The organism is Acinetobacter sp. FY731 (assembly GCF_059515905.1).
In genome coordinates, this window is record NZ_JCAKNB010000005.1 from 26475 (window position 1) to 39946 (window position 13472).

General features: G+C 35.0%; 16 protein-coding genes. 8 read left to right on the forward strand and 8 right to left on the reverse strand.

The features are described 5' to 3' along the window. Positions 1-20 precede the first annotated feature (20 nt). The 3 genes from bioB (at position 21) to AC5YC8_RS08175 (ending at position 3242) form a co-directional block, all read left to right on the forward strand. Positions 21-1010: a biotin synthase BioB gene (gene bioB / locus AC5YC8_RS08165; RefSeq protein ID WP_496118554.1), complete on the forward strand. Its 990-nt coding sequence runs from the start codon at positions 21-23 to the stop codon at positions 1008-1010. 232 nt (positions 1011-1242) lie between these two features. Beyond that, positions 1243-2460 carry a tetratricopeptide repeat-containing glycosyltransferase gene (locus AC5YC8_RS08170; RefSeq protein WP_496164173.1) on the forward strand — a complete coding sequence of 406 codons (1218 nt, stop codon included), beginning with the start codon at positions 1243-1245 and terminating at the stop codon, positions 2458-2460. Positions 2461-2831: 371 nt separating this feature from the next. Beyond that, positions 2832-3242 carry a hypothetical protein gene (locus AC5YC8_RS08175; protein ID WP_496164174.1) on the forward strand — a complete coding sequence of 137 codons (411 nt, stop codon included), beginning with the start codon at positions 2832-2834 and terminating at the stop codon, positions 3240-3242. Positions 3243-3311: 69 nt separating this feature from the next. Here the strand turns inward: AC5YC8_RS08175 and AC5YC8_RS08180 are convergent, their stop codons facing one another. The 7 genes from AC5YC8_RS08180 to AC5YC8_RS08210 all read right to left on the reverse strand — a co-directional run bounded on the left by AC5YC8_RS08180 (position 3312) and on the right by AC5YC8_RS08210 (position 8530). Beyond that, entirely contained in the window at positions 3312-4163 is an 852-nt protein-coding gene (locus tag AC5YC8_RS08180) for an AAA family ATPase (protein ID WP_496164175.1), read from the reverse strand. Positions 4164-4186: 23 nt separating this feature from the next. Next, complete coding sequence (locus AC5YC8_RS08185) at positions 4187-4552, reverse strand: hypothetical protein (RefSeq protein ID WP_496164293.1); 366 nt, start codon at positions 4550-4552, stop codon at positions 4187-4189. Positions 4553-4590: 38 nt separating this feature from the next. After that, on the reverse strand, positions 4591-4899 hold the full coding sequence (locus AC5YC8_RS08190; protein WP_496118495.1) for a YcgL domain-containing protein: 309 nt from the start codon (positions 4897-4899) through the stop codon (positions 4591-4593). Between the two features lie 129 nt (positions 4900-5028). Continuing rightward, positions 5029-6171 (reverse strand): ribonuclease D, encoded by a 1143-nt coding sequence (locus tag AC5YC8_RS08195; RefSeq protein WP_496164176.1) that lies wholly within the window; start codon positions 6169-6171, stop codon positions 5029-5031. Between the two features lie 213 nt (positions 6172-6384). Further along, on the reverse strand, positions 6385-6981 hold the full coding sequence (gene recR, locus AC5YC8_RS08200; RefSeq protein ID WP_496164177.1) for a recombination mediator RecR: 597 nt from the start codon (positions 6979-6981) through the stop codon (positions 6385-6387). Between the two features lie 12 nt (positions 6982-6993). After that, positions 6994-7323, reverse strand: coding sequence for a YbaB/EbfC family nucleoid-associated protein (locus AC5YC8_RS08205; protein WP_154773682.1), 330 nt, complete (start codon positions 7321-7323; stop codon positions 6994-6996). Between the two features lie 19 nt (positions 7324-7342). Continuing rightward, the gene (locus AC5YC8_RS08210; protein ID WP_496118490.1) at positions 7343-8530 is read right to left on the reverse strand and encodes an O-succinylhomoserine sulfhydrylase; all 1188 of its coding nucleotides are present in this window, start codon (positions 8528-8530) and stop codon (positions 7343-7345) included. 139 nt (positions 8531-8669) lie between these two features. On the opposite strand from AC5YC8_RS08210, the gene AC5YC8_RS08215 reads away from it, so the two are divergent. From AC5YC8_RS08215 to AC5YC8_RS08235, 5 genes are all read left to right on the forward strand, one after another. Continuing rightward, the gene (locus AC5YC8_RS08215; RefSeq protein ID WP_496164178.1) at positions 8670-9761 is read left to right on the forward strand and encodes an alpha/beta fold hydrolase; all 1092 of its coding nucleotides are present in this window, start codon (positions 8670-8672) and stop codon (positions 9759-9761) included. Positions 9762-9770: 9 nt separating this feature from the next. Next, positions 9771-10643 carry an NAD(P)-dependent oxidoreductase gene (locus tag AC5YC8_RS08220; protein WP_496164179.1) on the forward strand — a complete coding sequence of 291 codons (873 nt, stop codon included), beginning with the start codon at positions 9771-9773 and terminating at the stop codon, positions 10641-10643. Between the two features lie 79 nt (positions 10644-10722). Beyond that, positions 10723-10992: a YARHG domain-containing protein gene (locus AC5YC8_RS08225; RefSeq protein WP_496118485.1), complete on the forward strand. Its 270-nt coding sequence runs from the start codon at positions 10723-10725 to the stop codon at positions 10990-10992. 32 nt (positions 10993-11024) lie between these two features. Next, positions 11025-11438 (forward strand): HIT family protein, encoded by a 414-nt coding sequence (locus AC5YC8_RS08230; RefSeq protein WP_496118484.1) that lies wholly within the window; start codon positions 11025-11027, stop codon positions 11436-11438. A 264-nt stretch (positions 11439-11702) separates the two neighbouring features. Next, positions 11703-12773, forward strand: a complete 1071-nt coding sequence (locus tag AC5YC8_RS08235; protein WP_496164180.1) for a porin — start codon at positions 11703-11705, stop codon at positions 12771-12773. Between the two features lie 60 nt (positions 12774-12833). Here the strand turns inward: AC5YC8_RS08235 and AC5YC8_RS08240 are convergent, their stop codons facing one another. After that, positions 12834-13430, reverse strand: coding sequence for a YidB family protein (locus AC5YC8_RS08240; RefSeq protein WP_496164181.1), 597 nt, complete (start codon positions 13428-13430; stop codon positions 12834-12836). Between the last annotated feature and the right edge of the window lie 42 nt (positions 13431-13472).

Consider the following 13472-nt stretch of genomic DNA (forward strand, 5'->3'; position numbering starts at 1 on the left):
TTAATTAATCATGGACTTTAATAATGATTCGTAATGATTGGACGCGTGACGAAATTCAAGATTTATACAACCAACCTTTTCTAGATTTGGTCTTTCAAGCACAACAAGTGCATCGTCAGCATTTTCCTGCAAATACGGTTCAGGTCAGCACCCTACTTTCAATCAAAACAGGTAAATGCCCTGAAGATTGCAAATATTGCTCTCAATCTGCACATTACGATTCAAAACTTGAAGCTGAAAAACGTATTGCTGTTACTAAAGTTATTGAAGAGGCAAAACAAGCATTAGATGCAGGTTCTACCCGTTTCTGCATGGGGGCTGCATGGCGTAATCCACACGAACGCGATATGCCTTACGTTCTCGAAATGGTTAAAGAAGTGAAAGCATTAGGCTTAGAAACGTGTATGACGCTTGGTATGCTAAACCAATCTCAAGCAGAACGCTTAAAAGATGCAGGTCTAGATTATTACAATCACAACTTAGATACATCTCGTGAATATTATTCAAATATTATTAGCACACGTACCTTCGATGATCGATTAACCACCATTGATTTTGTACGCAATTCGGGTATGAAAGTATGCAGTGGCGGTATTTTAGGTTTAGGCGAACATCAGAATGATCGTGTTGGCTTATTGCATGAACTTGCTACTCTCCCTATTCACCCCGAATCTGTGCCTATTAACATGCTTGTTCCTATTGAAGGAACGCCTTTAGCAGAAGTTGAAAAACTTGATGTAACTGAGTGGATTCGTAGTATTGCTGTAGCACGTATTATTATGCCAAAAAGTTATATTCGTTTATCTGCAGGTCGTGAGTCTATGTCTGACTCAGATCAAGCACTTGCATTTATGGCAGGTGCAAACTCTCTATTTTCAGGTGAGAAATTATTAACCACACCAAATGCAGGTGAAGGTAAAGACAAAATTTTATTTAAAAAACTTGGAATTAATACTGAAAAAGCTAAACCAAGTGTAAAAGAATTAAGCATAGATGCCATGTCTGCATAATGCTTTTTCTCTCATTCTATGTTTTAATAGACTTAGTATGAGATGAGCCTCTTACAGTATTTAGACTTAGATTCTAAATACGACTAGCCCCTAACCATGGGGCTTTTTATTGTCTAAAAACTTTATAAATACATTTTCTATCAGCTACACTATAAAAAACTCAATAACTCATTTTTATAAAAACTAATCACCAATATCAAACTGGATAAGTATGACAACTATATGCTTAAACATGATCGTTAAAAATGAAAGTAAAATTATTACAGATGCTTTTGACAATATAAGAAAGAATATCAATATTGATTTATTTATTATCAGTGATACTGGCTCAACAGATCACACTATTTCAGTAATGAAAGACTATTTTGAACAAAATAATCTTAACCATGAAATTCATTCAAATAAGTGGATTAATTTTGAGCACAATCGAAATATCGCTTTACAGTATTGTCTAAATAAAAGTGACTATATTTTATTTTTTGATGCAGATGATCGATTTATTAATCAAATAAGTTTACCTAAAAAATTAACAGCAGATGTTTATTCTTTAAAGTATAAAAGTGCACACAACTCTGGTTTCTTTTATTATCGAAACAGCTTAGTTAGAAATAATATTGGGCACTGGATTAGCGTTATCCATGAATCATTTATAATCACTAAAAAGAACTATACAAAAACAAATATTGATGGTGATTATTATATTCAGATTGGTCATTTTGGTGACCGCAGCCAAGATCCCAACAAATATTTAAATGATGCCCTTTTACTTGAACAATCTTTTTTAGAGCAATCAAACACTTCATTTTTAAAAGCACGTTATGCTTATTATTGTGCAACATCTTACTATAGTCATGGAGAGCCTAAAAAAGCCGTTGAATGGTTTAAAAAGCGTATAGAGCTAAAAGATATTTCTTTCGATTTTAATGAAGAATATTTAGCTTATAAGCATTTAGGTATGATCTATAAAGAATTAAATGATCATGCCAATGCAATTAACACTTGGCTTTTAGGTTGGAATAACCACCCAACAAAAGCTGAATTATTATATGAAGCTAGTCTTTTATATTCAGAAAATCAGCACTTTTTCTTGGCTTATAAAATTGCATTATTAAGTGAACAACTTTGCATAGAACCTATAAATACCGAATATTGTTATGAAGAAAATGTTTATCACTATGGATTAAATTATCAAATTTCAAAATATGGTGTGCAATATCATTTTTATAAAGAAGCCTTGCGTGCATTAATTCGCATTACCACAAAACCCTTTTTCTCTAAAGAACTGGTCGATCATGTTCTGGAATCTTTACTTCTGTTGGCACAGAAGAATATTTTAGACCATATATCTAGTGAGACCATCGAGCATTTAATGAATTATGCTCAATCAAATGAATGCACAAAAGTATTCATCAGGAATGAATTAATTGAGAAGTTAACTCAAATAAAATGATAAATTAATTTAGACATGAAGTTTTAAATACCTACCAAACATTTTATATAACTTTTTGATATAAAAGATAAACCTAAAATATTAATTCGGGGATAAATTTTTCTAACATCAAACTAAAAGTCTGCAATGTATTCGCTGCTACAATTGCTATCACAATTATTACTACTGTTTTTTCTATTATTTATCTTGGATGTCAAAAAAATCCAACCCCTATACTAAGCTCATTAACTTTAATTGGTAGCTTTATAGGTGCATTTGCAACATTAATAGCGGCTTATATTGCCTCATTACTATATAACGATTGGCGAAAGCCAATTATTTTAGAAAAAATATCAATTGAACAAAAAGATACATATTTATTAAGTCGTAAAATGAAGAGAAATATTGATGCTTCATTATTATTTTTACGAACTCAATCACCATCCCCTCTCACAGGTCTAAATAATGGTGACGAATTCTCACTAAAATATCAATTTTTAGTCAACAATATTTTAGATGATATAGATGACCTTTCTGGATTAGTAAAGCGTTACGAATCACACATCAATCCAAAATTAAAAAACTCTGAAATACATTTAAAGCAAATAGATAAATATATGAACTCGACCAAACAAGTTTACAAATTATTAGCTGAACCAAATCCTATTCTAGGCTATATCGAGTCCTACATGCAGGTTAAAGATGCGTATAATTCTAGAGATATATTTCAACCATTCGAAGATATTACTATAGGCTTACCAGATGAACTCTCTGAGTATTATTCAACCCTAATCTCCTACTAATAAATAATCTCTTCTAGATAAAACCACAAAAAACCCACGCTAAACGTGGGTTTTTCAAAACTAAAACGCTTAACGTCTTGCCATAAATGCTAAACGCTCAAGCAATTGAACATCTTGTTCATTCTTAATAAGTGCACCATAAAGTGGTGGAATTGCCTTCGTTTTATCTGCATTGCGAAGTACATCTTCAGGCATATCATCTGCCATTAACAAACTTAACCAATCAATTAATTCTGAAGTCGAAGGTGGTTTCTTCAAACCCGGAACTTTACGCAATTGAAAGAAAATTTGTAAAGCTTCATTGACCAATGTCGCTGAAATATTATTGAAATGTACATCAATAATTTCACGCATTGTTTCTTCATTTGGAAACTCAATGTAGTGAAAGAAACAACGACGCAAGAATGCATCTGGCAATTCTTTTTCATTATTTGAAGTAATAATTACAATTGGCCGCTGAGTCGCTGTAATGGTTTCCCCTGTTTCATAAACAAAGAAAGACATTTTATCGAGTTCATGCAACAAATCGTTCGGAAACTCAATATCTGCTTTATCAATTTCATCAATTAATAAAACACAACGCTCTTCACTAGTAAAAGCTTCCCAAAGTTTGCCCGGCTTAATGTAGTTTTTAATATCGTAAACACGATCATCACCCAACTGACTATCACGTAAACGTGAAACAGCATCGTATTCGTATAAACCTTGCTGTGCTTTGGTTGTCGACTTAATATGCCAAGTCATTAGCTTTAAACCAAGGCTCGATGCAACTTGCTCTGCAAGCAAAGTTTTACCCGTTCCTGGTTCACCTTTAACTAAAAGTGGCTTTTGCAAACTACGTGCAGCTTTAACAGCAAGTTTTAAGCTATCTGTAGCAATATATTGATCTGTACCCGAAAATTGTTGCGTATCAACCGACATGACTAAACCTTATTTTTTTTAATTTAAAGTGGCGAACTTTTTGTACTCTTTTCAATGCCTGCTTTGTTTGCACTGTATTTAGTCCATAAATAACCAATAACAGCTCCCAAACCAATCACAAACAAAATAAGAGAGGCATTTAATAAAATTAAAGGCGTGTCTTTGGTTAATACCCCAAAAACAACACCAAAAAATGCAGGCGCAATAGAGGCATTATTACCATCCGATGCTGTTGGTGTCAGCAATACTGCAAACACCACAATCCAACTCAAACCACCTAAAATTTTAGGTAGTCGTATTGCAATACCATACCAACACGCCAAAACAAGTACACTACCGAGTAAGTACACAGTAATAGCAATTGATTCTTCAGGAATTGCGTCCAACATTGAAAGAAAATTATCCACGGCACAACTCCTGAATTAAATTAAGCACCACGCAAGCCTTCAGGTGCAGCAGCATTTGGATTGATTAATCCTTCTGGCGGCACTTGAATAAAGAAACCTTTTGTTTCAATGGAATCCATCACATGCAAAACATTTACGCGTGCAAGTTTACGAGATTCACTTAACTCTAAATCCATAACAAAAGTTGCACGACCAAATGCTGTACGCATTGCTTCAGGCAAAACTTCTAAAGGATCTGTAGTTTCAGCTTCGTTTTCGCTTACTTCAGGACGGGCAATATAAAGATACATCTCATCTTTTTTGCTAGATTTGTAGATTGAACACAACATATTCGAATTAATACTCTTTTAACGCACAATAAAGCATACAACAAAAAAAAGACCGAAACATTAACGATTATTAACGCATCAGTCTAGATTTTGTATAAATGACATAAGTTTGAACGGTTTGTATGTATTTTATACAGAAACTTTCATTTGAGTTGATAAATAGTCGACATCATTATGAAGCGCATTTATTAATGGTTTCGTTAATAAATCATATCGCCAACCCAGTAAATAGTCTGGAAGGTCTTGTTCATCACTTTTAAATACAATGTGTTGATACAGTGCATTGAACCATTTTTTACGTAACAACACTTCTTTTGGAATTGTTGTTTCTAAAGATACTTGATCAATAATAGCATCTAACTTATCTGAAACTTCTTTAGAAGAATGACGAATTGGACGTGCCATACGTAAAGGCCATTCTTCTTGTGGCGGTAAAAACCTCAATAAATCGATAATTGTTTTACCATATTCACGAATAATATTTGGACGAATTTGCTTAATATTTGACAATAAAAAGTTGTTTTTTGGATTGCTTTCTACCAAATCAATCATTGTCGCATTTTTCAAAATAAAACTACGTGGTTGATTCAATGCTTTCGCCATTTGCTCGCGCCAAACCGCTAAATGCTGTAATTGCATAAGCTGACGGCGTGAATGTCTATAATTACCAACTTCAGCATAAAGTAGCTCTGTTGGTACTTCTGTACCAATTTCTTTGGTCAAATTACAACAATCTTCTAACGCAAATGAAAGAATATTTTTAGCTGAAAGTTCAGCCTGAATTTTCTCTGAAAGTTGCATAATATAAAGCACATCATTAGCAGCATAGTTCAACTGCTCAGTTGTGAGAGGTCTTGCCAACCAGTCTGAACGTGTTTGATCTTTATCAATATCAATATCTAAAACTGTTTTTAATGCATTTTGATAACTTACTTGCAGACCATGACCTAAAAAAGATAGCCCCACTTGAGTATCAAATACATTTGTTAAGTTTTTATTTTGCGCATAATGATAAATTAAATCGATATCTTCACTACAAGCATGGAAGATATTTTGTTTTGCGTTAAATAATTTATCCCAAAAGTCAGACAGCTCTAATGCTGTTCCATCAAGTAGATAAACTTGACCATCTACATTTATTTGAAAAACACCAAGTTTTGGCCACAGGGTATCTACTTTAATAAACTCAGTATCAAGTCCATAAGTATTGTATCGACTCATTAATGCTAAAACATTTTCAAAGTCTTTTTGTTGTTGAATAAATTGAAACATAACGACGAGATATGATTAAAGATTCTCTTTATCCTATTGTAAACAATAAATATGATTTAGCTATATGAAAACGTGGAAATAATCGTATTTTTATTGTCATTTACTGTGAATATTCACATTTTATTATTTGATTAATACTTTAAAACTATTAATAAAAACATATTTTATACCAATCAGTATATTTTATAATTAATGAAATAAACTTCGTAAAGCTTATTTCATTTGCATCCGATTATGAACAGCTTGACTCAGTGTATGGCTATCGACATATTCAAGCTCACCACCTTGTGGCACACCTTGCGCAATACGTGTTACATGTATAGGCAAATACTTTGTCGCTTCGACCAAATAATGCGCTGTAGCCTGACCTTCAACCGTTGCATTTGTTGCAAGAATCACTTCTTTTACTTTGCCATCGCTTAAGCGTTGAACCAAGTAAGGAATACCAATTTCATCAGGCCCTATACCATCTAATGGAGATAAATGCCCCCCCAAAACATGATATTTTCCTCTAAAACTGCCACTTTGCTCTATTGCCATCACATCTGCAGGTGATTCCACCACACATAATAAGTGCTCATCTCTTTCATGAGATACGCAAATATTGCAGACTTCATCTTCTGTTAAAGAATGACAAATGGTGCATTCATGAATATAACTTGTCGCCTCATTCAGCGCATGTGCTAAACCAACAGCACCCTCTTTATTTTTCATAATGAGGTGTAATGCCATACGCTGAGCCGATTTTGGCCCAACGCTTGGCAAAATACGCAGTGCTTGTACAAGTTGATCAAAACGATCACTAAACACTAATGCGATTCCTTAGAACAAGCCCGCTAAACCTGGTGGTAAACCCATGCCAGAATTTGCAGCTTTCATTTTTTCTTCAGAAACAGCTTCTGCTTGACGCGCAGCATCATTCATTGCAGCAGCAATTAAGTCTTCAATCATATCTGGATCATCTTGAAGAAGTTCAGGATTAATCTCGATACGTTTTACGACATTACGACAAGTCATTGTTACTTTCACTAAGCCGCCGCCTGCTTCTGCATGAACTTCAGTTTGGGCAAGTTCTTCTTTTGCCTTTTTCATGTTGTTCGCGACTTCTTTTTGCATGCGTTGAGCTTGCTGCATTAACATATTTACGTTCATAAAAAACTCCGAACAAATCTTAAATTAAATCTAAACCACGACGAATGTCGGCAATAATATCATTAATATCTTCCAAACCAACAGATACGCGAATTAAACCTTCACTAATTCCAGCTGCAACTTTTGCCTCAGCAGACATTCTGCCGTGAGATGTTGTTGCAGGATGCGTAATTGTAGATTTTGTATCACCTAAATTACTTGTAATAGATAAGAAATGTGTATTATCAATCACTGTCCATGCACCTGTACGCTCGCCTTTCACGACAAAAGATACAACACCACCAAAACCTGACTGCTGTTTTTTCGCCAATTCATGCCCTGGATGATGTGGTAAACCTGCGTAATATACTTTTTCTACGTTAGGATGTGCATCTAACCACTCTGCCAATATTTGTGCACTTGCACAATGCGCTTTCATACGCAGGCTTAATGTTTCTAAACCTTTTAAGAAAATCCATGCATTAAATGGGCTTAAAGAATTACCTAATGTACGAATAACACCTGTAATTTCTTCCATAAGTTTAGCGCTACCCACTACAGCACCACCCAATGCACGACCTTGACCATCGATGTATTTTGTTGATGAATAAATCACAAGATCTGCGCCAAATTGAATTGGACGCTGTAATACAGGTGTACAGAAGGTATTATCTACTGCAAATAAAGCACCATGCGCATGGGCAATATCAGCAATAGCTTGTAAATCACCCACTTGAGCCAATGGGTTAGATGGTGTTTCAATAAATAATAAACGTGTATTTGGACGAATTGCTTGTTTCCATGCGTCTAAATCACCTAAATCTACAAATGTCACTTCTACGCCAAACTTAATGACATATTTTTCAAACAAAGAAAGAATTGAACCAAATACTGCTCGCGAACATACAACATGATCACCAGACTTTAAGTACGCCAAAGTCACAGCATGTACACCAGCCATACCTGAACTTGTTGCTACAGCAGCTTCTGCACCATCTAAAACAGCTAAACGCTTTTCAAAAGCTTGAACCGTTGGGTTGGTATAACGTGAATATGTATTACCTTCAATTTCACCCGAGAACTTAGCAGCAGCATCCGCTGCGCTATCACATACAAAAGATGAAGTTAAGAAAATGGGTTCACTATGTTCACCTTCTGCGGTACGGTTATGCCCTGTGCGAATTGCTAAAGTTTCTAATTGGTATTGACTGTCGTCTTGTTGGCTCATTTCAATTATTCAGTCTTTGGACTGCCTTTGTAAACAATTGCCAACATTTTGAGCGTCTAAGGCATTTATGGTCAAGGTATAATATTGAAATATTGTTTAGTCTTCGTTCAAATCGGCAACGCTTGTGATAGATTTTTATATGAAACCATTAAAATTAATTCTTGAAAATCCAAGTAAAAAATTAAGAAATTTATCTATTCGAGTATTTCGACGAGAATCTTTGGTTCAATCTGAACAAACACCTTATGAAATTATTGATACTTATAAAAATACTCTTATTCGTTATTACGCATCTTCGAATAAAAAACACAAAGAACCTTTGATATTTATTCCACCTTTAGCAGTCAATACTGCAATTTATGACTTACATCCATACAGATCTTTAATTCACTACTTTCAAAATCAAGGTTTTGATATTTACCTATTACAATGGGATCGCTTCAATTCTAGTCATCATGCACTTAATTTTTTATATTTTATTGATGATTTAATCCCACATTGCATTAAACGCATTCAAACACATGCAAACTCTCAGCAAATTTCACTACACGGATGGAGCATGGGTGGGACATTTGTCACGCTTTATACGGCGCTTCACCAACCAAAATTTGTTAAAAATTTGATTGTTTTGGGCAGCCCTATTAACTCACATGCATCTGGCAAAATTGGGAAACTTTTTAAATACAGCCGCACATTCATCAATAAAAAATCAACGCTTAAACACTTTATTGCTAACGAAAATATTGCAACACCATATATTCATACACCAGGTATTATCAATTCAATTGGATTTAAACTGATTAACCCAAAATCTTGGATAGACAGCAAAATTCAACTGTTTAAAAAATTAGATAACACTCTATTTATAAGTGAACATGCCACTATGTCTCATTTTTTAAATCACATGATTGATTATCCTGGTGGCGTAAACAAAGACATGGTTTTAAATCTTTGGCTGAAAAACCCACTCAAATATGGACATATACAATTAGCGAATAAGCTCATCGAATTAAAAAATATAGACTGCTCTCTCTTTGTTGGCGCAGGAGACAACGATCAAATTGTTTCGGCAGAAGCAGCCAAGCCTTTAATTGAATTGACAAACAGTCAAGATGTCACGTTTACTCTTATCCCAGGCGGACATTTAGGGTTAATGTCTAGTCAGAAAAGTGCTGAACAATTTTGGCCCGTACTATCAAACTGGCTCGCACTTAGGTCTACAAAGTTATAGGGAAACATCATGATTCAATCAGTTGCATTTATTGGTTTAGGTGCTATGGGCTACAGAATGGCGGCACATCTTCCTAAACATTTCGACACAGTTTATGTTTGGAACAGAAACTTCGAAAAAGCCAAGCAACATGAAATTGAATATGGCACCCGAGCAGTAGACTTACAACAAGCTGTTCAGGCAGATATTATTTTTTCATGCTTACCTACAAGTAAAGATGTTGAAGAGTTAATTGCACGTACTCAATTAAAAGCAGGTTCAATTTGGGTCGATTGCACCAGTGGCGTACCCGAATCTGCGAAGCAACTTGCAGAACAACTCGAAAAACAAAATGTAACTTTCTTAGATGCACCTGTGAGCGGACAAACTATTGGTGCAGAAAATGCCACCCTTACGGTAATGGTTGGTGGAGATATAAATGCTTTTAACCAAGCGCTACCTGCAATTCAAGCATTTGGTAAGCTCATTAAACACGTAGGTACATCGGGTGCGGGTTTTGCTGTAAAAGCTGTAAATAATATGCTCTTGGCTGTTAACTTATGGTCTGTTGCTGAAGGATTCACAACACTAAAAGCACATGGTGTAGATTTAACAGAAGCACTCGACTGTATTAATGCTTCTAGTGGGAAAAGCGGTGTTACTGAAAATGTATTACCACAGCGTATCTTAAATAGAAGCTTTCCTTTAACTTTTGCCTTACCATTGCTTGCAAAAGATACAAGTATTGCTTTAAATTTAGCCCAAGATGTTAAATTACCTACTCCACTTTTGAGCTTAACTCAAAATCTCATACAAACAGCAAACTTAATGGCTGACACTGATGCCGATTTTTCTGCTGCAATAAAGTTGTATGAATCATGGAGTAAAATTACAATTAGCTAAATTCATGCCATTGATTAATACACATCGTACGTATTATTTTGATGTGTATTAATGATAAGCAATTACCTAGGATACTCTTATGAGAAAGTTAACTATTGCTGCCATAGCAAGCCTTACAACTTTAATTGGGGTAAATACTGCTTTTGCTTCTGAACAAGAATGTGCAAAACTGAAAAATGATTCAGATATTATTTATGCGTCTAAAGGTTTCTGTTTTAAAGATCCTGAAGCAAAATCACGCTTTAACAATAATGCTGATTGTTTTACAGATAAGCCAAAATTTTCTGATGCAGAGCAAAGAAAGCTTGACGCCATAAAGGATCGTCAGAAAGAATTGAAATGTAAATAATTACATTCGCAATATTCAATCAAGGAGTCCTCATGGCTTACGATGACCAAAACATTTTTGCAAAAATTCTTCGTGGTGAACTACCTGCTATTAAAGTTTATGAAGATGAACAAGTTCTTGCATTTATGGATATTATGCCTCAAGCAGATGGTCACACATTGGTTATTCCTAAATCACCAGCAGTCACTTTGTTAGATTTAGAACCTGAAACAGCAGCTTATACCATCCAAACAGTACAAAAAATTGCAAAAGCCATTGAAAAAGGCTTAGATGCTAAAGGTATTGTCCTTATGCAACTGTCAGGTACTGCAGCTGGTCAAACTGTTCCACATGTTCATTTCCATTTAATTCCAAGCTCTGTTCATGAACTTGGCAAACATGCACTTCAAATGGGTGATCAAGATAAAATTAAAGCGCTTGCTGAAAGAATTAAAGCTGCACTTTAAGATAAATATCAGTAAAAAAAGGAGCTCTTTTGAGCTCTTTTTTTATATCTAAATATTTAATTACTAATAAATTAACTCTCTCCAAAACATGAATCACAGTTAAATGTAGTTCCTGCATCTTTAATATTTTTGAAATAAATTCTTAATCTTACTGACTTATTTGTCATCAATACTGAGCTCCAAAGGAATGATGTAGTTACATAAAACTACCTCTACTCACGAATTTTAAGATCAATTCACAAAAAATCTGTATTGGAGTTACAAATGAAAAAGACACTTTGCGCATTAGCAATTGGGGCAACAATTTTTACACCTATTATGGCTGCAGCAGCTGACGTACAAGTTTATGGTCGCGCTCATGTATCTTTAGATTATTTAGATGATGGTAAAGACTATAACGAAGTAAACTTATCTTCAAACTCTTCACGCTTAGGCTTTAAAGTAAACCAAAAAGTAAATGATGACTTAAATGTTTTTGCTCAAATTGAACAAGAAATTAACTTCGCTAGCGGTGGTAATGACTCTAAAGGCGTAGACTTCGCAACTCGTGATACATTCGTTGGTTTAAAAAGCAATAGTTATGGTCAAGTACGTGTAGGTCGTTTCGATAGCCCATTTAAAGTTGCACGTAGCCCTATAAACCATTTTGGTGACATGGTAGGTGACGTTCGTAATGTTACTCGTCAAGGTAACTTAAAATTTGATGAGCGAAATGCCAATACAATTGAGTACAAATCACCAGGTTTTGGCAATGGTTTTAATGTTCTTGCCGCAATTTCAATGCATGACAAAACTCAAATTGAAAAAGAAGCAGATGGCAATAGTAAAAATAAAAATAAAGCCTATGACCTTGCTTTAACTTATAAGGCTGGTGCAATTGATGCAGCTGCTGCATACGAAAAATATGAAGAAAACTCATCAAATAAAGCAGGCAAAGGTCGTGATTCTTTCCGTATCGCAGGTGCGTACAACTTCACAGAACAATTTAACTTAGGTGCAATGTATCAAATCTCTCAACATGACGATGATAAAGCTAATCCTGATGTTCAAATTTTTGGTGTATCAGGTGAATATAAAATCACACCTAAAACATCAGTTCGTGGTGAATACTTCTACCGTGATGTAGATACTAGTAATGCCAATGCAAGCTTAATTGCAATTGGTGTAGAGCATAAGCTTGATAAAACATTACGCGTATATAGCAACTTATCAACAACTTTAAATGATACAGAATCTAATATTGTCCCTTGGAAAGAAGGTCGTAGTACAGCAGTTGATGGTGCTAAAGGAAAAGATGCAACTGCTCTTTCTCTTGGCTTACGTTACGACTTCTAAGTCCAAACGACACCCATAAAAAAACACGCAATTGCGTGTTTTTTTTATTTCTAAAATAAATTACTTATTTAAAAAGCCTGAAACTAGATTCATAACATTTGCAATATCTGAATTTGCTTCCGTATTACTGCTTTGCTCACCTTTCGGTGTTAATGAGTCAATAATTTGCGGTAATACCGTAGAAATAGCACTCAATACATCTTGCTTAGGTGCTTGAGCTTGCTGTGCCACTTGTTCAATGTCAGCATCTGAAAATAGGCTCTGAATATGCTGTGGATCTACCGCTGCGTTATCACCCTCACCTGTAGATACCCAATCCTCAACTTGGCTTGTTAAACCCTGTCCTTTTAAGCTATCTAAAGCACCTTGTAAACCACCTTGCTTCTGAATCCATGCAAGTACCAATGGCAGTACAGCAATAAGCAATTGAGTGCCACCACCTGTGTTTGAGCCTTGTTGAGATTGCCCACCAAACTGACCTAAAACAGAACCTAAAATTCCACCCAAACCACCTGTGTTAGATTGCTGATTTTGCCCACCTAATTGACCTAGCACAGAACCCAGAATACCGCCAAAGCTACTGTCTTGCTTTTGTTGCTGACCACCGCCAAGTGCCTGTTTAGCTAAAATTTCTACAATGTTATTTAAGTTTGTCATTTTTAGTTATTCCATAATATGTACATCGCTAGAATACCCTGA